Annotated in this window: 15 protein-coding genes; 3 read left to right on the top strand and 12 right to left on the bottom strand. The window is 62.0% G+C overall.

Features of this window, described 5'->3' with window-relative positions; genetic code table 11:
- Positions 1-85 precede the first annotated feature (85 nt).
- Complete coding sequence (gene cls / locus KSS97_RS00715) at positions 86-1525, top strand: cardiolipin synthase (RefSeq protein WP_217860687.1); 1440 nt, start codon at positions 86-88, stop codon at positions 1523-1525.
- On the opposite strand, the gene cfaB is transcribed toward cls, so the two are convergent.
- The 5 genes from cfaB to hflK (KSS97_RS00740) form a co-directional block, all read right to left on the bottom strand.
- Positions 1522-2709, bottom strand: a complete 1188-nt coding sequence (cfaB, locus tag KSS97_RS00720; protein ID WP_217860688.1) for a C17 cyclopropane fatty acid synthase CfaB — start codon at positions 2707-2709, stop codon at positions 1522-1524. The genes cls and cfaB overlap by 4 nt on opposite strands.
- A 187-nt stretch (positions 2710-2896) precedes the next feature.
- Positions 2897-4792, bottom strand: coding sequence for a heavy metal translocating P-type ATPase (locus tag KSS97_RS00725; protein WP_217860689.1), 1896 nt, complete (start codon positions 4790-4792; stop codon positions 2897-2899).
- Positions 4789-5841 carry a protease modulator HflK gene (gene hflK, locus KSS97_RS00730; protein WP_030139066.1) on the bottom strand — a complete coding sequence of 351 codons (1053 nt, stop codon included), beginning with the start codon at positions 5839-5841 and terminating at the stop codon, positions 4789-4791. Before hflK (KSS97_RS00730) ends, KSS97_RS00725 begins: the two co-directional genes overlap by 4 nt.
- Complete coding sequence (gene hflC, locus KSS97_RS00735; protein WP_217860691.1) at positions 5838-6884, bottom strand: protease modulator HflC; 1047 nt, start codon at positions 6882-6884, stop codon at positions 5838-5840. The genes hflK (KSS97_RS00730) and hflC overlap by 4 nt, the downstream gene beginning before the upstream one ends.
- Positions 6881-8842 carry a protease modulator HflK gene (gene hflK, locus KSS97_RS00740; protein ID WP_217860692.1) on the bottom strand — a complete coding sequence of 654 codons (1962 nt, stop codon included), beginning with the start codon at positions 8840-8842 and terminating at the stop codon, positions 6881-6883. Before hflK (KSS97_RS00740) ends, hflC begins: the two co-directional genes overlap by 4 nt.
- Before the next feature lie 197 nt (positions 8843-9039).
- Here hflK (KSS97_RS00740) and lpdA point away from each other — a divergent pair, with 197 nt between their 5' ends.
- Complete coding sequence (gene lpdA, locus KSS97_RS00745) at positions 9040-10440, top strand: dihydrolipoyl dehydrogenase (RefSeq protein WP_217860694.1); 1401 nt, start codon at positions 9040-9042, stop codon at positions 10438-10440.
- Between the two features lie 60 nt (positions 10441-10500).
- Here lpdA and KSS97_RS00750 read toward each other — a convergent pair whose 3' ends face one another.
- From KSS97_RS00750 to KSS97_RS00765, 4 genes are all read right to left on the bottom strand, one after another.
- Complete coding sequence (locus KSS97_RS00750; protein WP_217860695.1) at positions 10501-12660, bottom strand: hypothetical protein; 2160 nt, start codon at positions 12658-12660, stop codon at positions 10501-10503.
- A complete protein-coding gene (locus KSS97_RS00755; protein WP_217860697.1) occupies positions 12647-13840 on the bottom strand; it encodes a DUF3142 domain-containing protein in 1194 nt (397 codons plus the stop codon). The genes KSS97_RS00750 and KSS97_RS00755 overlap by 14 nt, the downstream gene beginning before the upstream one ends.
- Positions 13841-13943: 103 nt before the next feature.
- Positions 13944-14570, bottom strand: coding sequence for a glutathione S-transferase family protein (locus tag KSS97_RS00760; protein WP_217860699.1), 627 nt, complete (start codon positions 14568-14570; stop codon positions 13944-13946).
- 131 nt (positions 14571-14701) lie between these two features.
- The gene (locus tag KSS97_RS00765) at positions 14702-15598 is read right to left on the bottom strand and encodes a LysR family transcriptional regulator (protein WP_217860701.1); all 897 of its coding nucleotides are present in this window, start codon (positions 15596-15598) and stop codon (positions 14702-14704) included.
- Positions 15599-15831: 233 nt separating this feature from the next.
- Between KSS97_RS00765 and KSS97_RS00770 the strand changes: the two genes are divergently transcribed.
- Positions 15832-18045, top strand: coding sequence for an LTA synthase family protein (locus KSS97_RS00770; protein WP_217860708.1), 2214 nt, complete (start codon positions 15832-15834; stop codon positions 18043-18045).
- 60 nt (positions 18046-18105) lie between these two features.
- Here KSS97_RS00770 and KSS97_RS00775 read toward each other — a convergent pair whose 3' ends face one another.
- The 3 genes from KSS97_RS00775 to KSS97_RS00785 are packed head-to-tail and all read right to left on the bottom strand — an operon-like array spanning position 18106 to position 20826.
- Positions 18106-19095 carry an aspartate-semialdehyde dehydrogenase gene (locus KSS97_RS00775; RefSeq protein ID WP_030139057.1) on the bottom strand — a complete coding sequence of 330 codons (990 nt, stop codon included), beginning with the start codon at positions 19093-19095 and terminating at the stop codon, positions 18106-18108.
- Between the two features lie 58 nt (positions 19096-19153).
- Positions 19154-20083, bottom strand: a complete 930-nt coding sequence (gene rarD, locus KSS97_RS00780) for an EamA family transporter RarD (RefSeq protein ID WP_198796150.1) — start codon at positions 20081-20083, stop codon at positions 19154-19156.
- Positions 20080-20826: an iron-containing redox enzyme family protein gene (locus KSS97_RS00785; protein WP_198796149.1), complete on the bottom strand. Its 747-nt coding sequence runs from the start codon at positions 20824-20826 to the stop codon at positions 20080-20082. Before KSS97_RS00785 ends, rarD begins: the two co-directional genes overlap by 4 nt.
- Positions 20827-20833 lie beyond the last annotated feature (7 nt).

Below are 20833 nucleotides of genomic sequence, written 5' to 3' on the forward strand. Positions count from 1 at the left end.
GCCTGGGGGCGAGCGAATTAAATAGCGACATTCGTCGTGGAACATGGTCTGTTAAGCATTGAAACTTCAGGAGCACGGCAGCCCCATGGATTATTTCGGCCCGCATGTTTTCGGTTACCTGATCGCGCTGCTTCACACCCTGGGTTCCATCGCCGCCGTTCACGCGGTGCTGACGGTGCGAACCGCCCAAGGCTCGATAGCCTGGGCCCTTTCGCTGGTGTTCATTCCCTACCTGACACTGATTCCGTACCTGGTATTTGGCCGCAGCACCTTCGACGGCTACATCAAGGCACGTCGGCAGGCCAACGAAGAAATGCGCAAGGCAATCTCCGAAATGAACTGGCGGCCATGGGTTGAAGAGGCGCTCACCGCGCGCGCCTCCCAGGCCTACGCGTCACTCAGGGCCATGCCAAAACTGGGGCGAGCACCGTGCCTGGCGAACAATCAGGTGCGCCTGCTGGTGAATGGGCAAGCCACGTTCGAGGCGATTTTCCAGGCCATCGATAACGCTCGTGAAGCGGTCCTGGTGCAGTTCTTTATCGTTCACGACGACCGACTCGGGCAGCGCTTGCAAGCGTTGCTCCTGAAGAAAGCCGCCGAAGGCGTGGCGGTGTATCTGCTCTATGACCGTATCGGCAGTCATTCCCTGCCCCACCGTTATGTCCAGGCACTGCGCGACGGCGGCGTCCACGTCAAGGCTTTCGCCACCCGCAGCGGCTGGCTCAACCGCTTCCAAGTCAACTTTCGCAACCATCGCAAGATCGTCGCCGTGGACGGAGTGCTGGGATTCGTTGGCGGCCACAATGTAGGCGATGAATATCTGGGTGAACAACCGCCCTTTGCTCCTTGGCGCGATACCCATGTCGAAGTACGCGGTCCGGTAGTGGCAAGCATGCAAGAATCGTTCGCCGAAGACTGGTTCTGGGCCGCCCGTTCACTGCCACCCCTGATCCTGCCCGACACCTACCCGGACGGCGGCGTGCTCTGCCAACTGCTTGCCAGCGGCCCCGCCGACGCCTACGAAACCTGCTCGCTGTTTTTCGTCGAGGCCATCCACGCGGCCAACGAACGAATCTGGATCACCTCACCGTACTTCATTCCCGATGAGGCGGTATTCGCAGCGCTGCGCCTGGCCGTGCTGCGCGGAGTGGATGTGCGCATCCTGTTGCCGTCACGACCCGATCACAAGATTGTCTACGCAGCGTCGAGCCTTTATGCGTTCGAAGCCGTTCGGGCCGGCGTGCGGGTGTTTCGTTATGAGCCGGGATTCCTGCACCAGAAAGTCGTGCTGATCGACCAGGAGATCAGCGCCATCGGAAGCGCGAACCTGGATAACCGCTCGTTCCGATTGAATTTCGAAGTGATGTTACTGACCGTCGACATCGGCTTTGCCAGCGAAGTGCAGCAGATGCTCGAGCAGGATTTCGCCCAGGCCCACGAAGTCGCCAAGCAAGAAAGCCGGGAGACCCACCGCCTGCAGAAGATAGGCATGCGGATCGCCCGGCTTATTTCGCCGATTCTTTAAGGCGTGTAGATATCGTCACGGGTCCAAGGCAAGTCATGGCTACCGTCGGCATGGGCCTTGACCGCGAGGATCTGGTGCAGGTTTATCCAGCCCTTGGCAAAGGCGTACGCACAACCGGCCAGATACAGCCGCCAGATCCGCAGGGCCTGTTCCGGTATTTCCTTGGAAGCGGCTTCGAGGTTGTCTTCCAAGCGCTCGCTCCAATGATCGAGGGTCCGTGCGTAATGCATGCGCAGACTTTCCACATCAACGATCTCCAGCCCTGCTTCACTGATCTCGGCAGAGATCATCGACAGGTGCGGCAGCTCGCCGTTGGGGAAGACATATTTCTCGATGAAGTCGCCAGCGCCGCGGCCTACCGGGCGGCCATCGGTGTGCTTGGCGGTAATCCCGTGGTTCATCACCAAGCCACCTTCGCGCACGGCCCCGTACAGGGTCTTGCAGTACTGCGTCAGGTTGGCGTGCCCCACGTGTTCGAACATCCCGACGCTGACGACTTTGTCGAATCGACCGTCCTGGGGCAAATCCCGGTAATCCAACAGCTGAAGCTCGACCTGGTTTTCCAGGCCTTCAGCCTTGACTCGCTCGCGAGCCAGGTCCAGCTGAGCCTGGCTCAGGGTAATGCCGAACACCTTCGCACCGAACTCTCGCGCCGCGTAACGCGCCAACCCACCCCACCCGCAACCAACGTCCAGCAGGTAGTCGCCGGGTTGCAGGCGCAGCTTGCGACAGAGATGGCGAAACTTGGCCTGCTGCGCCTGTTCAAGGGTTTCGCTGCCGGTCTCGAAATAAGCGCATGAGTACGCCATGTCGCTGTCGAGCCAGAGCTGGTAGAACGCGTTGGATAAGTCGTAATGGTAGGAGATCGCCTTGGCGTCGGTTTCCTTGTCGTGGACCGTGCGCACCGGCAGGTTATCGTCGTCTTCGTCCACCAGGGCCTGGCTCAGCTCGTCACAGACTCGAATGACGTCATGGATCGAGCCTTCGAGTTCGAGTTTGCCTTCGACGAACGCCGCACCCAATGCATCCAGGCTGGGATGGGTAAATTGCGCAACCATTTGTGGGTCCTTGACCACAATGGTCACGCTGGGATCGTCACCCAGCGCGAATTCATGGCCATCCCAGAGCCGCAGACGAAGCGGTAGGTGCAGATTCTGTAAGGCCGGTGGAAGTTGAGCGAGCATGAAAAATCCCCCTTGTTTCAGACGTCTGAAATGAGGGTAGCCCATCGTAGAAAAATAGCTGGCTATCGAATTTATAGCCTTTTTCTATCGTTCTTCTAAATCTACTGTTTTGAGCAGTAACTGCCTGAAGTGGTGCTACCTCTCGTAACTGACTACGCGCGCCTTCAACAGTTCGTTCACGGACGGCCTAGATCTTTGGCAGCGGCTCCTGGAAGCGTAGCAGTCTTCCGGCATTGCCCAGTACCAACAGCGTACTCAAGTTATGCAGCAATGCCGCGATCATCGCCCCCGCGGCGCCAAGCCAGCCGAATGCGGCGAACGCGACGATGGCCAGCGTCCAGCCCAGACCGATGATCACGTTGACTTGCAGCGTCCGCCGACACTGCCGGCTCAATCGTACGCAAGTCCCGAGGCGCCGGAGGTCGCTGCCGATCAACACGATGTCCGCCGACGCCAGCGCGATATCAGCGCCACCCGCGCCCATCGCCACGCCGACCACGCCAGCCTTGAGGGCCAGTGAGTCGTTGATGCCGTCCCCCACCACCATGGGCCGGAAGCCGTGGTCGATCTCGGCCATGACCCGTTGGAGTTTATCTTCCGGCAAGGCCTGCGCCTGCAACTCATGAATACCGACCTCCTGGGCCAAGGCGTTGGCCACGCTCTGGCGATCCCCCGTCAACAGCAATTGGCGTCCGAGGCCAAGCGTGCGCAATTCAGTCATCGCCAGCCGCGCTTCCGGCTTGACGCTATCGGCCAGCAACAGCCAAGCGAGGAATTGTCCATCGAGGGCCAAGCCAGCAATCGGGCCGTCATGGTTGGGTACGGCCAAGGTCTGGATGCCCAGCCGGGCGAACAACTCCGGACGACCGAGCGCAGCTTCGCCCTCCCCGGTCATGGCGACCACACCCAGACCCTGACGCTCATGAATGTCGGTGAGCGGCAAATATTGATGTTGCTCCACCAGGCCGGCCAGCGCGCGGCTGACCGGATGGCTGCTGGCCGATCCTAGGCTAGCGGCCAAGGGCAACACTATCGCCAGGTCGTCCTGGCTCCCTTCGACCGATTGCAAGCGCAAGGCGCCATAGGTCAACGTGCCGGTCTTATCGATCACCAGCGAAGTCAGATCCGCCAGCTCTTCGAGGAACGCCGAGCTGCGGATCAGAATTCCATGACGCGCTGCAACCGCGATGCCAGCGATCGCCGTGGCCGGCGCCGACAGCACCAAGGCGCAGGGGCACGCCGCCACCAGAACCGCGAGCATCGCCTGGGCATCGTTGGTGACAAACCACGTCACCGCCGCCAATAACAACACCAGCACCAGATAACTGCCGGCGTAGCGCTCCAGCAGGCGAGTGATCGGCGGCTTCGAGCGTTCTGCGTTTTGCATCAGCGCGATGACCTTGCCCAACGTCGACTCATCACCGATGCGAGTAACCTCCAGGCGCAACACACCGTCGAGATTGATCGCGCCACCAAAGACCTCGACCCCGACACCCGCCTCCAGGGGCACCGACTCGCCGGTGATGGGCGCAGTGTCGAGGCTCGCCTGGCCGGACAAGACTCGACCGTCCGCAGGCACTCGATCACCGGCGCGCACTTCCACCACATCGCCGGGCCGCAACGTGCCGTTATCGACTTCGATGATCGAGCCGTCCGCCTGCACTTTGCGGCCTTGGCTGCGGGTCAGTTGGCCGAGGGCGTAAATCGCTTCCTGGGAGCCGATGACGCTGCGCTCCTCCAGCACATGGCCGAAGATCATGATGATCGGCAACAACGCAGCCGTCAGCAGATCGCCGGTGGCCCAGGCACCGAGCATCGCCAGGGCGATCAACTGATCGGTGATGCCATGCAGGCTCGGATAACGCAGGCTGTACCAGGCGGACCGCATCACCGGCACTGCCACCAACAGCGAGGCGGCTCCCAACAGCAACTGACTGACGCCGCTCTGTTCCGGCGACCAGCCACGCCATGCCAGGCCCAACGCAAGCAAACCAAGGGCGAGCATCGCCAGGGTCAGTTGCCGAGCGGCTGAACGCTGCTCGGCGGAAGACAACATGGGTGAAGCAGCAGCTTGAGCGGTCATTGTCCGGCTCCCTGGATGATCAGACGGGAATCGTCCTTTGGATCGACCGTGGTTACTGAACCGGCCTGACGAAGAATGCCCGGCATGCGTTCACGGTACAGGCGCAGGAGCATTTGCGGATCGCTGCCTTGGGCCTTCGCCAATCCGGACACCGAGGCTGTATCGGCCGACGCCTTGGCGAGCCGTTCGCTGGCCTGGGCATGGGCGACTTGCACCGCACGATCGGCCTCTTGGCGGGCTGCCTGGCTTTGCTTCTCGGCTTCAGTGCGGGCATTGGCGACTACTTTGTCGGCCTGCTGACTGGCGGTGAGCACGGCGTTGAAGGCATTGACCGCCGGCCCCGGCAGGCTCGATTGCACATCGACCCGGACCACTTCGATGCCCAGGCCCTGCCCTGTCGCGGCGAGTTCAGCCAACCGTCGGTTGATGCCTTGTACCAGATCACCACGCAAGCGTTCACGACGTTCGGCGGCCTGGCTGTCGCTGCCCATCAGCTCGGGGCGAGCCACCAGGATCGTGTCCAAGTCCCGAGCAGCGGCAAGCGCCACGGCACTGCGAGTTGCCAGGCGGTCGAGTGCCGGCAAGACATGCTCGCCTTGCAGAACGAAGGCGTAAGGGTCGGTGACCTTGTAGAACACCCGTACATCCAGTTGCACCACGCCCGAGTCGCCGGTCAACAAATAACCGGAACCTGCCAGGGCATCGCTGACCGGAGAGGCAAAACTGGCCACACGGTCCGCTTGCAGCGCCGCATCCGAACGCAGCAGATTCTCCACCCTGCGTTCCAGGACTCGATCCGCCGCCGGGAGCAAGATCACTTGTTCCACGGGCCGCGGCCAGGCCAGTAAGAGTCCCGCATTCTGGATTCGATCGAGCGCACCGAAATGCAGGACCACCGCACGATCCTGCGGGTCGATTTGCCGAACATTCGAAAAGACCCAGGCCAACGCGGCCAGCACCGTGACGGCATAAAGCGCCAGATAAGCCAGGCGCCCCGCCTGAATCCATGGACTCGACAATTCATTTGTTCCACGTGGAACCAAACTCATGGGCGCTTACCGTCTTTACGTTCCTCGGTGGGAGGACCGTCCACCAGGACGCGGAATGGCGCCGCGTCGGTGCGCAGGATCAACTTGCTACTCGGGCTGACGATCGTGCCCAAGGTGTCCAATGAGCGCAGCAGGTTGTATAGCTGCGGAGAACCCGCGTAGGCCTTGCCGTAGATTTCGGCAGCTTCCACTCGCGATTGCGCTTCGATGGCTGCGGCCTTGACCGTGGCATCGGCCTGCAGGACCCTCGCGTCACGTTCAGCCGCCGAGCGAATCTGCGCCGCTTCGCGCTTGCCGATGGCCGTGCGCTCCGTAGCGATGGTCTCACGCTCGGCGCGCATACGGTCCACCGTCGCGCTGAGTGTCACCGAGGGCAAGGTCAGGCGTTCGATGCCAACCTGCAACACCCGTACGCCGTAGGTCTTGAGGAGTTGCTGCTCGATCTGCTGGCGCAGTTGGGTTTCGAAATCGGCTATGCGGACGTTGGCCGCATCGGTATTGACCAGGTTCGCCAAATCAAAACTGGCAGCCGTGGTTTCCAGGGCCGAGCCGACAAACGTACGTATCTGCCGCGCGGCTTCATCCGGCTGATTCTGCACCGCACGCATGAACCGCTGCACATTGTCCGGGTCGCCCTGTACCTGCCACGTCACATAGGCCTGGATGATGATCCGAAGACCGTCCCGCGTGCCCACATCCTGCAAGCCGCTGGAGGTGGTACGCAGCCGTAAATCCACCGGGATCGCTGCCTCGAACGGTGCCGGCCAGCGCCAGCCCAGGCCCGGTTGCAGCAACACCCGCGCGGGGTTGCCGAAACGCGTAATGACCGTGGCCTCGCCCGAGCGCACTTGCACCAGGCTCGCCGCCGCGATGGCAAACGCCACCAGCAGCGCCGCCCAACCCATCCGCCGCCAAGGAAATGGCCCGGCGGGCTGCGGATCGCCATGATGAGGGTGATGATGCCCGTGGTGGTGGCCGTGATGATGGCCGGCATGGGCATGATCGGTATGGTCGTGATGGCCGTGTGAAGAAGACTGGCTCAATGGGCAGCTCCTGGCTGGACAGGGTTACGTGGCGATACGGGGTCTGTCGGCAAGATGAAAGTTCGCAGATCGATGGTAGGCGGGCTGCCGCCGTCGCCGAGGCGGTGGTCGAGGATTAGCAGGTTCGCCTTGCCCAGCCCTTGGCTCAGTTGCCCGAGGTATTGCTCGAGCACAAAGGCATGGCCGGCTGTCGCGTAGGCTTTGCGTTCGGCTTCAAAGCGCAAGTTCGCGGCCTGCGCGGTGGCGTTGATTTCCCGGGCCGAAGCCTCGGCCTGGTCGCGTGCATTGCTGGCCTGCAGTTGCGCCTGGTTGGTTTGCTCCGCAGCGGCGCCACGCTCCCGGGCGATCAGTGCCTGGGCACCGATCTGCGCAGCTTGTACGCCGTGGTAGGCATTGGCCGCGCCAGCCGGGGGATGAATCGCCTCGACCACGGTTGCCAGGATTTCCACGCCACTGTCGAGTGACTGCAAGTCAGCCTGCACGGCCTTGCCGATTTCCTCGGCCAGGCTGACCCGATCGGCACCCAACAATCCGTCCAATGTGCGCGACGCAAATTCGTGGACCAGGATGCGGCTGGCGGTGCTGCGGATCAGCGAAGGCACATCCGTGCTGTTGTAAGTCGCCGCCAACGCCGCTGCATCCGTCAGGCCTATGCGGTAGACGAAACGCACGTCCATGTTGACGATCTGGAAGCTCTGTTGATCGGCCCGTTGGCTGGCAATCACCTGGGACTTGTCGTTGACGTGACTGGCGTCCCATAACCGATTGGCCATGGCCGGAGCCGGTCCTTCCGCCGGTTCAGCCTCGGCCGGGACGCGAGCGTTGCTGACGCTGGTTGCCAGCTCATGCACGACGCCGTTCTCGACGCTCAGCACCCTGCCCCACGGCCAAGGCAATCCGACGTGCAGACCCGGGCCGAACACCTGCGCCGGTTCGCCGAAGCGCTCATAAATGCCGCGCGCTTGCAGCGGTACTTCGTGCACGCCCGTCAGCAACCAACCCACCAGCGACACCACCGCCACTACCGGCCAGAACGCCCGGCGCATGTAGCTGAACGCCCAGATCTGGCGCAGGTCGATGCCAAAGCGATTGTGCAACTCATGCTGCAGGGCCAATAGCGGCTGCGGTGGCCAGCGCAGCAGGTCGGCGAGCACACTTCGCCCCAACAGTGTTGGCTCCAACGTCTCGCGCCGTGGGCTGAACAACGCCAGCACTGCACGAAGCAACAATTCCACCGCCACCAGCCCCGGCAATACGCCGATCAACACCGCAAGGCGCGCCGACCAGACCGACGTGTCCCTGGCAAAGAGCAGGCAGAAGGCGCCAAGCACGAGGACGATGATCGCCACTCGCGTCAGTTGCGCCAGCGGCCGTGCTTCTGGCCATTCGATCGCGGGTTGTTGCGCCAAGTGCCGCTCAAACACCAACAAGCCAAACGCCAGTGACAACGACACCACCGCGCCAATACTGGCCGCCATACCGAGGGAAGCCGCCGGTAAAGCCAGGTTCCAGACTTGCTCCAGACTCAGCAAGATCAGCAGCGCCCATCCGGCAAGCCATAAGACAGGCGCCCCGATTTGCTTCAACAAACCGTTCCACCGCGTGCTGATTCGCTCAAGCAGTCGCTCGTAAGCGCCCAGGTTATCTACAGGCTCGCGGGATATAGGCGAGATATCCACAGCCGGCTGCAACGTCGTGCGGCGCCACTGCGTCACCCACCACGCCGATTGCAGGCCCGCCACCAGTACCCACAGGCCGGCGGTTTGACCGACCAACAAGGCCGGCCACACCGATTGTGGTGAGAACACGCCGATGAAAAACGCCAGCACCAGTCCGAAACCCGCCAGACCGCCCAACGCAACCGCCATCCGCTTCAAGCGGCGCCCTTGGAAGGCGGCCTGCTGGAAGCGCGGCCATTCGGCCACCTGTGCGTCTTCAACCTCAAGATCGACTTGCATACCACCCCAGCTCGTGGCGATCAAAATCCGGACTTGTGGTCTACGCCACTGCCGTTCCGTTACGTGTCGTTACCTTATAACTATTGCTGTGAAATTTCTGTTTTGAATTCTTCACGATAGGCCTTGAGCCTTGACCGTGATCGTTCGACGCGCTCATATTATGATCATAATTTTTTCAGCCATGCGGGAGATCGGTGATGAGCAATTACGACGTGATCATTCTGGGCGGTGGACCCGGCGGCTATAACGCAGCCATTCGAGCCGGACAACTTGGGTTGAAAGCCGCCTGCGTCGAAGGCCGCGCCACCCTGGGCGGCACCTGCCTGAACGTCGGCTGCATGCCCTCCAAGGCGCTGCTTCACGCGTCTGAACTCTACGAAGCGGCCAAAGGCTCGGAATTCGCCCACCTAGGCATCAACGTCAGCCCTACCCTCGACCTCGCGCAGATGATGAAGCAGAAGAACGAAAGCGTCGCGGGCCTGACCAAGGGCATCGAGTTTCTGTTTCGCAAGAACAAGGTCGACTGGATAAAGGGCTGGGGCCATATCGATGGGCCCGGCAAAGTGACCGTCACCGGCGAAGACGGCACCCAGGTTGAACTGAGCGCCAAGGACATCATCATCGCCACCGGCTCGGAACCGACGCCACTGCCCGGCGTGGACATCGATAACCGGCGCATCCTGGACTCCACCGGCGCGCTGTCCTTGGGCGAAGTGCCCCGGCATCTGGTGGTGATTGGCGCAGGCGTCATCGGCCTTGAGCTGGGTTCAGTCTGGCGACGCCTGGGGGCCCAAGTGACCGTGGTGGAATACCTTGATCGCATCTGCCCGGGGGCGGATGGCGAGACCGCCAAGACCCTGCAACGGGCCTTGGCCAAACAGGGGATCGAGTTCAAGTTGAGCACCAAGGTCACCCGCGCGGAGTCTTCCCAAAAGGATGTGCAATTGCAGGTCGAACCGGCGTCAGGCGGCGAGGCACAGACCCTGGATGCCGACTACGTGCTGGTCGCCATCGGTCGTCGGCCTTACACCCAAGGGCTGGGCCTGGAAAACGTCAGGCTGGAGACGGATAAACGCGGCATGCTCGCCAACCAGCGCCACCGCACCGAAGCCCCTGGCGTTTGGGTCATCGGGGACGTGACTTCCGGGCCGATGCTGGCCCACAAGGCCGAGGATGAGGCCATGGCCTGCCTCGAACAGATCGTCGGCAAGGCCGGTCAGGTCAATTACGACCTGATCCCTAGCGTCATCTACACCCGTCCGGAACTGGCCAGCGTCGGCAGGACCGAAGAGCAGCTCAAGGCCGAAGGCCGAGCCTACAAGGTCGGGAAATTCCCGTTCACGGCCAACAGCCGGGCGAAGATCAACCATGAGACCGAGGGGTTCGCCAAGGTCCTGGCCGATGAACACACCGACGAAATTCTCGGCGTGCACCTGGTCGGGCCGAGTGTCAGCGAGATGATCGGCGAGTACTGCGTGGCCATGGAATTCGGTGCTTCGGCCGAAGACATCGCGCTGATCTGCCACCCCCACCCCACTCGCTCGGAGGCGTTGCGCCAGGCGGCGATGAACGTAGAGGGGATGGCGACGCAGATTTAGCAGGCAACAATCCCGTGGCGAGGCAGCTTGCTCCCTCGCCACATGTCCTGCGTTTTTACTTCAATGAGCGGCGTACCCCGCCATCCGAGCCTTGCGCTTGCGCCGGCTGATCAGTGCCAGCGCAACGGCGACCACCAGCACCGCGCCGCCCACTTCCAACCAGGTCTTGAATGGCCGCAACGCCGAGCGAACAGGCGCCAGGGCCTGGGTCACGTAGCGCTTGTTGGCCTGGTCGAACGCCGGTTCCGGGCATTGGTGGCCGAAATCCCACGCCCACTCCACGTAAGGCCCCTCCTTCACATAACGCTGGTACAACGCGCTTTGTTCTTCGAGGCTGGAGTTATAGCCCACGGCCCTGCACAACACCGCCGCGAACGCCTGGCTGGTGTGCGGCAAGTGATCGGCGGCCTGGCTCGCCAGCGCCGTGGCGACGAAACGGTAGTGGTAGCGCACGTCCGGTTGGGCGGCGCTGGCCTGTTGCCGTTGCACTTCGCCTTCGGCCACCAGCGGACCGACCTTGAGCTCCACCGGTTCAAAACTGTAGTTGCCTTCCAGGCTGGCGTAATCCGGCGCCATTTCGTAGCCCAGCAGCTGCATGCCGGACCGGCGCGCGATGACGGACGCATTGAAATACGCCTCGGCTCGGCTGGTCGGCAACCATTTGGACTCGGCATCCTCACGCAGTTGTCCGTAGGCGCGGGCCTTGGCCTGCAGCTCGGGATTGTCGAAATAGTCCGGGGCTTCATCGTAGCGACCTTCGCGCAGCAAACGACGACCCAAGAGGTTGCGCAGATTCGCCGCCACCGACAACGGTACATAGTTGTCTCGATCTTGCTGGCTCAACGGCGGTGGTGCGGGGACCTGGGCATCGACATATTGCTTGAGCTCATCGACGGTCAGCACACGCTCGGCGACGGTCGCCGCGTCATACCAATAATTGTACTGACCGCGATAGAGCTGATCGAAAGCTTGCAGGTATTCGCCCCGTTGCAGCGCCAGGATCGCGCTCTCGCCGTCGACCCGGCATTTGGGTTGTACTGTCTCGTAGTCCCAGTCCGGCGTGCGTCGACCGCCCCACGATTCGTCTTTGGGGAATGCCTGGGCGGCGTTGGCATAAGCCGCCGCCGCGCCGGCCTTGTCACCGTCGCGCAGCGCCAGCTTGGCCCGTACCCACCAGGCCAGGCCGGTGTCGGCGGCCTTGTCCACGAAGGCTTTGGCGCTGGTGTAGTCACCGTGTTGATAACTCACGGCGGCCAAGCGGTCGGCATCCTCCAGGTTGCCTTGGGCACTGGCTTGCAACAGCTTGACGAGGGTTTTCTCCCCGGACGGCTCTTCACCGTCCCACCAGCCAACGCGACTGAGCAGATAAGCCGTCACCAGGCGCTGGACCGCCTTGGCCTTGAGCAACGTGCGCAGGCGTTCTTCCGGCTCGACGCTCAAGCCGCCCGCCAACTGCAGCAACGAACTGTAGCCCACCGGCGAGCCTTGCAGGTTTTGTGTCGCGTACAGCCCGATGGCGCTGTCCCAGTCATCAGCGGTATAGGCCACCCTGGCTTCCTCGCCGAGGCTGGCGACGCCCAACTCCAGCGGATCGCTGAAGCCGGCAATGCTCAGCTCGCGGACCTGGCGAAACGCTTGCCGCGACTGATCCAGCAACACGGCGGGTTCACCGCTGCCGGCCTCGGCACTCATGGCAAACAACGCACGGCCCAAGGAATACGCCGCCCAGGTGCTGCGCAGGCGACGCTCGTCGGCCGGCAATGCCAGCAATTGCTGGAACGCCTCGACGGCACGCTGATGGTCGCCGGCGTTGAAGGCCGCCGCGCCAACCGCGTACAAGCGCAGCTCGGCGGGCAGGTTCGCCGCTTCGGTGGCGACCTGTTCGACATCGCTCAACGCACGCAAACGCTCCACCACCGCTTGTTGCGGCGGCGTCAGGCCAAGCTGTTCAGCCTTGGTGCGCTGTTCCACGTAAGAAGAAACGTCGTCGTAGCTGTAATCAGGATTGCGCGTCGCCTCCGTGGTCGGCTTCAACCCTGCAATGGCTTGGCCGAGACGGCTGATCTCGAAACGAAAGCTGCCTTCGGGCAATTCCGCCAGGGATTGGGCGCGGTTATCCAGCAGGCGCAATGGGAAATCCGGTCCGCAGGCCCACGCGTGACCCAGCGGCAAACTGAGGCTCAGGCACAGCAGGCGACGAGGCCACTTACGGGTAGACATTGAATCCTCCTTGGTCAATTTTCGTACAGCGCGCCCAGCCGATCGCCCGCTGGGCACCGGCAGCCAAGCGGCCTTCCTGAATGCGGGTGAAGGTAAGCAGTCCGGGGGTTTGTTGCAACGTATAACCGGCCAGGGCATCGACCCCGTCACACGCGCTCACCGCCAGGGTCAGGCGCTGGGGCCAAGGCAGGTCGAGGTTGCCCTGGTTGACCAGGCGGATATCGTAGAGGCCGTCCCGCTCTTCCATTTGCACAACCAGGCGGCTTTCCAGGCTTTCGCCACGGGCCACCGCACCAAGGGTGACCAGGCTCCAGGCGCGTCGGTCCCCCACCAGCGGCAGGCGAAACCAGATCAACCCGCTCAAATGCCTGGGCGGTTCGGCGCGGAGCTTCATCACAAGCCCGGCCACTTGCTGCGGATCGGCCAGCAACTCCCGACGCTCGCCGCCCCGGTCGATGGGCACTTCACTCTCCACCATCGGCGCACCGCTTTCCTGGGTCAGCAGCGCCACACCGTAGGCTGGCAGCGCCAGGTAGAACGGCCGCGCAGTGACCTCGCCCCAGCGCTCGGCCCAGCGCCTGGCCTGTTCAGCGTCGAACAAGCCTTGGCGCGGGTCGCTGACCGCATGCACCTGCAGGACGCTGCTGTCCACGGTTTTCAGCAGTTCGGGCAGTTCGGGGCTGCTGAGCCAGGCCGGCAACGCCGTGATGCTCAATTGCAAGGTTGCCGGCAAGGTTTGCCGGAGTCGGGCGAGGAAGGTCCGATAGGCTGGCAGCCGTGCGTTGCCGGCGTCGTGGTCGATTTCAATCCCCACCGGCGCCAGGCCCTGGGCTTGCCAATCGCCCAACAATTGCTGGATCTGCGCGATCACATCGTCCTGGTCGAGGGATTTGAGCTGGCCGTCCAGGCGAATCACCGCAATGAGCGGTCGACCGTCAGCCTTGAGCAACGCCGCATCGATACGCGCGCGACTCCAGCCGGCGCCGGGAAACGCCTGCAACGCCAGCACCCGCAAGCTGGAAAAATCGCCACGGCTCTGCCGCAACGCGCCTTCATGGGCCGGTGTCCATTGGCGTTGCCAGACATAGAGTTGTTGATCGAGGACGGTTGGCGCGGGCTGGTCACAGCCGCTCAAAAACAACGCGGCCAGCGCCAGCGAGAGCCTGTGGATAAAAGTCATGAAACGTAGCCACCCCGGGAAAGGCTGGCAGATTAACGCTTCCGTGGTCTTACAGAAACCAGCGGCGAGGACGATTGCACCCTCGCCGCAACCGGGCCGATGCTCAAGCGTCTTTCTGCAAGCCCACCGCGGTACGTGGCATGCCCACGAACCCTGGCAAGGCCTCGATTCGCGCCAGCCATGCACGTACGTTGGCGTAGTCCTGCAGCGAAACATTGCCCTCGGGCGCATGGGCGATATAGGTGTAGCCCGAGATGTCGGCAATGGTCGGCGCGTCACCCGCCAGATAGGTGCTGTTGCTCAATTCCTGGTCGATGACTTTGAGCAGAGTATGGGACCGGGCAATCACATCCTCGGCGTTGTGCGACGCACCGAATACCGTGATCAAGCGCGCCGTGGCCGGACCGGCATGCAAAGGACCGGCGGCGACCGACAACCAGCGCTGGACGCGAGCGGCGCCGACCGGGTCCGTCGGCAGCCAGTGACCGTGGCCGTATTTGCTTGCCAGGTACACCAGGATGGCGTTGGAATCCGCCAGCACCACGCCGTTATCGTCCAGGACCGGCACCTGGCCGAACGAGTTGATCGCGAGGAATTCCGGCTGTTTGTGCGCCCCCTTGGCCAAGTCGACGAAAATAATCTCGACCGGCAGTTCGAGCAGCGAAAGCATCAATTGGACACGGTGTGCGTGGCCGGACAGTGGGAAGTGATAGAGCTTGATTGGGTTCATGGTCGACTCCGCTGGGAAATGACGCCCTCGTTATGCGGCGTCGATGGGGTCATCTTCTGCTCATGCCTGGAGCTATAGAATCACCTGCAAACGCAATCCTTTATTTCTATCAGCGAAACAATGCCTCAGCGCTACAGGGCCGGGTGTTCCCGCAGCGCATTCACCATGAAGTCCACAAAACTGCGAACCCGCGCCGGCGCATTGCGCCCGCCCTGGTACACCACATGGATCGGCAGGGGCGGCAGCTCGAAGTCGGCCAGGACGATTTCCAACTCGCCGGCGGCAATGCAGCTCGCCACCTGATAGGACAGGACCCGCGTCATCCCCAACCCCTGGCACGCCGCGCCGATGGCAGCCTGGTTGGCCGTCACCACCAGCCGAGGCGCAGGCCGGACCGAGAGCGGCTGGCCCGCCTCGACAAAGGTCCAGTTCCTGACCTGGCCAATGGCCGAGGACGACACCACGGGCATCCGCTCCAGGTCCTGCGGGTGTTCAGGCCGGCCATGGCGGGCGAAGAACCCGGGGGAGCCACACACCACCCGCCGCACCTCGCCGACACGGACGGCGTGCAGGCTGCTATCGGGCAACTCACCGATGCGCACGGCAACGTCGATGCCCTCTTCCACCATGCTGACGGTGCGATCCAGCAGCAAGGCGTTGACGCAAACCTCGGAAAAACGCCCCAGGTAATCCACCAGTACTGGCGTGACGAACAATTGCCCGAACAGCACCGGCGCGGTGATGGTCAGTTGTCCCCGAGGCTGGGCGTGACTGCCGGCCGCCGAGTCCTCGGCTTCCTGCAGATCGCCGAGGATCCGCCGACAGTCATCGAGAAAGCGTTGGCCGGCTTCGCTCAGGTAGACGTTGCGCGTGGTCCGCACCAGCAGCGGCGTACCGATGCGTTGTTCCAGCGCCGCCACTGCCCGCGTCACGCTGGCGGCCGACAGGCCCAAGCGTCGCGCGGCGGCCGAAAATCCAGAATCCTGGGCCACGGCGACAAACACCTGCATCTCCTGGAACCTGTCCATCCATCCTCCGATGAGAAATCTTGAAACAAGATTAAACATGCCTGAAAGCCACGCCGTGTCGCCATTGTAGAGGGATTGACCCGCGAACCGCAGCCAGCCGCGAGGTTGTGGACCAAAAATGGCTGCTGCGCTTGGTACCATCCTGCACAGTCTTGTGACTGTTTAATGACCAAATGCAGAATCCTACAGGGTTGTGTGTTTGCTGGATTGGTTTGAACAAAAGGCCCGTTTCCGTGAATGTTTTTTATCGAGCGCTGACTCATCCACTCGCGAGCCTTCTCGCGCTGGCCGGATGCGTGCTCTTCGTCCCGATGGGGCTGCGCCTGGTTCTTGGCTGGTCCGACCTGCTGGGCTATCTGTCCGACTTCGCCATCGGCAGCTTATTGATCGTGTTGCTGCATCGACGCCCCGGGTGGCTGGCGTTACCGGTATTGCTCGCCTGGACCACGCTGATGTTGGCCAGCAGCGAACTGGTCAGTGCGGTCGGACGGATGCCAACGCCGTCGGACATCCAGTATCTGACCGACCCGCAATTTGTCGAGAACTCCACCAGCGGCGGCTTCGCTCATCCCTGGCTCGCCGCCTTCCAGCTGGTCGCCTTGGCGCTCTGGCTGGCGGTCCACTGGATCAATCGGAGCCGCCGGGCGCCCGGCTTGCCGCGCCACGCCTGGGCGCTGCCGGCGGCGCTTTTGCTGGTTCACGGCACGGTGCAAACCTGGCGGCCCAGCGAAGCGGACCAGTGGAACCTGTTCAACCTGCCCCACCAGCTAATGACGGCAGGCCTCGCCGCCGGCCAGGCGCACATTCAAGAGTGGGTCGCCGGGGATACCGAGGAACCGCTTCCCCCCATGGAAGGGCTGACCCGACTGGATCTCGAAGGGAAAAAGCTGCTCGCCGCGCCGGGCCGCGCGCGCAACGTCCTGATCATCGCCCTGGAAGGCATTCCCGGCGCCTACCTGGAAACCAATCGCCAGGCTTTGAAAAGCAGTTATCAGGAAAACCTCATGCCGCGCCTCAGCGCCTGGGCCGAGCGCGGAATGAACACACCCGACTACGTGTTGCACAGCCACCAGACCATTCGTGGCCTGTACGCCATGTTGTGCGGCGACTACGACAAGCTCGACAATGGCACGCCCAAGGGCGTCGAAATGCTCAACCAGAGCCAGCGCAACCAGGCCTGCTTGCCTGCCCAATTGCGCCAGAACGGATTCTCGACCCACTTCCTGCAAGGCGCCGGCCTGCGGTTCATGGCCAAGGACCGGATCATGCCGCACATCGGCTTCGACACGACCCTGGGCATGGAGTGGTTCACCCGACCCGCCTATCTGGAGTTTCCCTGGGGCAAGGATGACAAGACTTTCTTCGAAGGCGCGCTGGATTACGTCGGGCACCTGCAACAGGCGGATAAACCCTGGATGCTCACACTGCTGACAGTGGGCACACACCAACCCTATTCAGCGCCAGAGGATTACCTGGAGCGCTACGACACCGCCAAGCAGGCCGCCGTGGGTTACCTGGACGATGCGCTGGACAGCTTCCTCGTCGGCCTGGAACGCCAGGGCATCCTGGACAATACCCTGGTGATCATCACTTCGGATGAATCCCACGGCATCGACGATGTGCGCCTGGCCTCGTCCTGGGGCTTCAACCTCATGTTGGCGCCCGAGCCATTGCCGCGCCTCAAGCAAGGGGTTCATGGCCATGTCGACCTGACGGCTTCGGTACTCGACTACTTCGGTTTCAAAGTGCCGACTTCGCTGTCCGGTCGCTCGATGTTCAGGGACTATGCGACGGGCCGGGAAATCATGTCGTTCACCAACGGCAAGCTGCGCTACCACGATGGCAAGGGCACCTTCACCGAATGCGATTTCCAGCAACATTGCCTCGACTACAGGAGCGAAGGCTTCATCGCCGACAGCGCCACCTACCTGGGGCAATACAGCGGCCAACGCGCAAGACAAGTCAGTGCCCGAGCCACGGCACTGGACCAGACGTTGTTCACCACGCCCTTGAACCAACACTACCAATTCGGTAGCGCGGAAAAGATCCCGTTGCCGGCCCAGGTGTCCAACGACTGGACCGACAATCTGATCGGCGCCCAGTACCTGGAAATGCCCAAGGGCACCCGCACGCGCGTCAGCTTGAGCATCCGCGCCGTGGACGCGAACCACGCCGCGTACATATCCCTCAAGGCCAAGGAGTTCGAACAGGACGTGCCGATGGATTTTCCCACCGACGTCGCGGTGACCACCGATCAGCCGCTGGTGATGGATATCCATTTCGATAACCCGCAGCCGCGCAAGGCGTTCTCCTTCCACTTGCTCGGCCACGGGACGGGCGCCATCGAGATCAGCGACTTCAGTGTCGTGACTGAACTGCCGGAACAGCTGGACCAACCGGAATACCTGGACGATTTGCAGGACGACAGCGAGCCTCAGTCCAGCTGAATGAAAAAACGCGCAGCCGCTGTAAAGCGGTTGCGCGTTTATCATTCAACCCCTTGGTGATCAGTCATTGACCAATTGCATGATTTCGAACGCGTTCAGTGCCGCGCCTCGCAGCAACTGGTCGCCGCTGATAAACAGATCCAGCCCGTGATCGCCGTAGATCAGATTGTAGCGAATCCGTCCTACTTCCACGGCGTGCTTATAGGTCGAGGTCATGGGCATCGGATAAACGCCTTGCTTGGGTTCATCCACCACCTCGACACCTGGCGCAGCCGCCAGGAGTTCACGCACCTGGGCCAGTGATTGCACCGGCTTCCTGAAGCGCAGGCTCAGGCTCTCGGCGTGGGAACGCAGGGTCGGTACCCGAACCGCCGTCGTGCTGATGGCCAGCTCCGGCTCGTCCAGGACCTTGCGCAGTTCCCAGACCACTTTCATCTCTTCGCGGGTATAACCGTTGTCTTCAAACGAATCGACTTGAGGGATCACGTTGAACGCCAGGTTGTGGGCGAAGTTTTCGCTGCCGTCCTGATCGCCATAGTCGCTGAACGCCTTGGCCTTTTCACGCAGCTCCAGCATGGCCGGTTGGCCCGCACCGCTGGCGGCCTGGTAAGTGGAAATGATCGCGCTTTCAAGCTCGTATGCGTCGTGCAGCGGTCCCAGCACCATGAGTGCGATGGCCGAAGAACAGTTGGGATTGGCAATCAGTTTTTCGCCCTTGTAGCGTTGACCGTTGATCGGCGGTACAAGCAGCGGGATATTCGGGTGATAGCGAAAAGCCGAGGAGTTATCGATAACGTAGGAATTTTCAGCCAGTCGCTCACCATATTCCAGGGCAAACGCCCCGGAAACACACAGGAAGACGATATCGCACGAGGCGCAGCCTTCGACCGAAAAAGGCTCGATCAGGTGCTCGGTGCTACCAGCCTTCAAGCGCTTGCCGGCCGAACGTTCAGAGGCCATGCAGACCACCTCGTAGTCGGTATCTTCAAGCAATTGCAGCATGGTCATGCCCACTGCACCGGTGCAACCCACCACGGCGACTTTCTTCATTTCGATTCCCTTATCCTGAAAAAACCCGCGCCGCCTCGAGACGGCGCAGGCGGGTATGTCATGCCGTACGCATTTGCACGGACAACCTGGCGGCCGCCGCTGCACGCTGGACCCGGATGGAGTTCAAGGTAAACAACGCAAGCGCCAGCCAGATGAACGAGAACGCCGCCAGTTTCAACGACGAGACCGGTTCACCATAAACGAATGCCGCCAACAGGAAGTTGCAAATTGGCGGGACGAACTGCAAGAAGCCCAGCGTGATCATCGACAGCTGCTTGGCCGCCAGACTGTACCACCACAAAGGCAACACCGTGATCAGACCCGTCGCGACCAACAGCAGATCGCGAGTACCCGACTGCAGGAACTGGTGCCCTTGGCCCTGGGCCTGAGCCCACACCAGGAACAGCGCCGCGAACGGCAGCAGCACGGCAATTTCCAGCGTCTGGATGACCACCGGATCACCCGGTACCTTTTTCTTGAAGATGCCGTAGAACGAATAGCAGAAGCCGATCACCAGCGCGATCCATGGGAATGAATGCAGGTTCAGCAGCTCGAACGCCATCAATGTCACGCCTGTGACGGCGAGGAAGATCGCCCAGGTTTGCAGGGCCGTGAGACGCTCCTTGAAGATCACCCGCGACACCACCATGCTCATGATCGGGCTGAGGAAATAGCCGAAGGCCACCTCCAGTACGCGCCCGGTCATGATCCCGTAGATGTACATCAGCCACCAAAGCCCCAACACCGCGGACACCGTGAGCACATTGGCCGGGCGAACGGTCTTGAGCGTAGCGCGCAACGTCCCGACCCGCGCGGTCAACAACACCAGTGCCAGGAGAAACAACTCGGCGAACACCACCCGCCAGGACAGCAGATGATAGGCATCGAGCCCGGCCAACGGCTTGTACCAGAGCGGGTACGAGCCCCAGAGCAGCGTGGCGCCGAGCCCGAAGGCGACGCCTTGTCCGGATTCGTTCTGGGCAGTCATTGGCGTCCTCCAGCGTTGAGTTTGCGCTCGATGCCATCCCAGTACACTTCCATCAGGTGCAGGTACTGTTCAATGCCTTCGGCGAACAGACGACGCTCTTGCGGCGTCTGCAGGTGTTTTTCCATGACGTTGAACACTGCGTTGGAGTGGCCGACTTCGACTTCCATGTGCAGCGTCCAGAAGAACCGGCCGCGTTCGCTGACGCCTTCCTTGATCAAGCCATCGTTGTATTTGGAAACCATCGATGCGGACATCGCCTCGTCGGCGAACAAGCCACCCAGTGCCTTTTGCAATGGCGGTTTGCTGTAGAGCGCGCAAATGCCGTCGTTCAACGCCTGAGTGCTGGGCAGGCACTTGTAGGCCTCGATCTGCTCCTCGCTGATGCCCTTGTCGTGCAGGAACTTGCGGTACAAGTCGGAATGGGAATGGGTTTCCCCCAGTTCATCGCGAGCGTTGAAGGCGATGGTGCGAAGGACTGCCTCGTCACGGGTGATGGTGGAAATCCCACAAACATAGAACGGCAGGTATTTGAAGTAGTGCAGGGTTTCCAGGTACAGCACCTGGCTTTGCTCCGGCGGCAGACCGTGCTCGGCATAGGCGTTCAGAAATGGGTGCTCGGTCGCGCGATGCTTGAGGATGTATTCGATCTGCTCATCCATGAACAACTTGAGCTCCAGATCGACGCCTTCGTTGCGTACGACATAGGCGGTTTCGGATTGAAACGTTTCTTGAGTGATGGACATGGCCTGC

This window comes from Pseudomonas alvandae (assembly GCF_019141525.1).
GTDB classification, from domain to species: Bacteria; Pseudomonadota; Gammaproteobacteria; order Pseudomonadales; family Pseudomonadaceae; genus Aquipseudomonas; species Aquipseudomonas alvandae.

Coding starts and splice junctions, on each gene's coding strand:
- cls (WP_217860687.1), top strand. CDS start 86: ATGGATTATTTCGGCCCGCATGTTTTCGGTTACCTGATCGCGCTGCTT.
- cfaB (WP_217860688.1), bottom strand. CDS start 2,709: ATGCTCGCTCAACTTCCACCGGCCTTACAGAATCTGCACCTACCGCTT.
- KSS97_RS00725 (WP_217860689.1), bottom strand. CDS start 4,792: ATGACCGCTCAAGCTGCTGCTTCACCCATGTTGTCTTCCGCCGAGCAG.
- hflK (WP_030139066.1), bottom strand. CDS start 5,841: ATGAGTTTGGTTCCACGTGGAACAAATGAATTGTCGAGTCCATGGATT.
- hflK (WP_217860692.1), bottom strand. CDS start 8,842: ATGCAAGTCGATCTTGAGGTTGAAGACGCACAGGTGGCCGAATGGCCG.
- lpdA (WP_217860694.1), top strand. CDS start 9,040: ATGAGCAATTACGACGTGATCATTCTGGGCGGTGGACCCGGCGGCTAT.
- KSS97_RS00750 (WP_217860695.1), bottom strand. CDS start 12,660: ATGTCTACCCGTAAGTGGCCTCGTCGCCTGCTGTGCCTGAGCCTCAGT.
- KSS97_RS00755 (WP_217860697.1), bottom strand. CDS start 13,840: ATGACTTTTATCCACAGGCTCTCGCTGGCGCTGGCCGCGTTGTTTTTG.
- KSS97_RS00760 (WP_217860699.1), bottom strand. CDS start 14,570: ATGAACCCAATCAAGCTCTATCACTTCCCACTGTCCGGCCACGCACAC.
- KSS97_RS00765 (WP_217860701.1), bottom strand. CDS start 15,598: ATGGACAGGTTCCAGGAGATGCAGGTGTTTGTCGCCGTGGCCCAGGAT.
- KSS97_RS00775 (WP_030139057.1), bottom strand. CDS start 19,095: ATGAAGAAAGTCGCCGTGGTGGGTTGCACCGGTGCAGTGGGCATGACC.
- rarD (WP_198796150.1), bottom strand. CDS start 20,083: ATGACTGCCCAGAACGAATCCGGACAAGGCGTCGCCTTCGGGCTCGGC.
- KSS97_RS00785 (WP_198796149.1), bottom strand. CDS start 20,826: ATGTCCATCACTCAAGAAACGTTTCAATCCGAAACCGCCTATGTCGTA.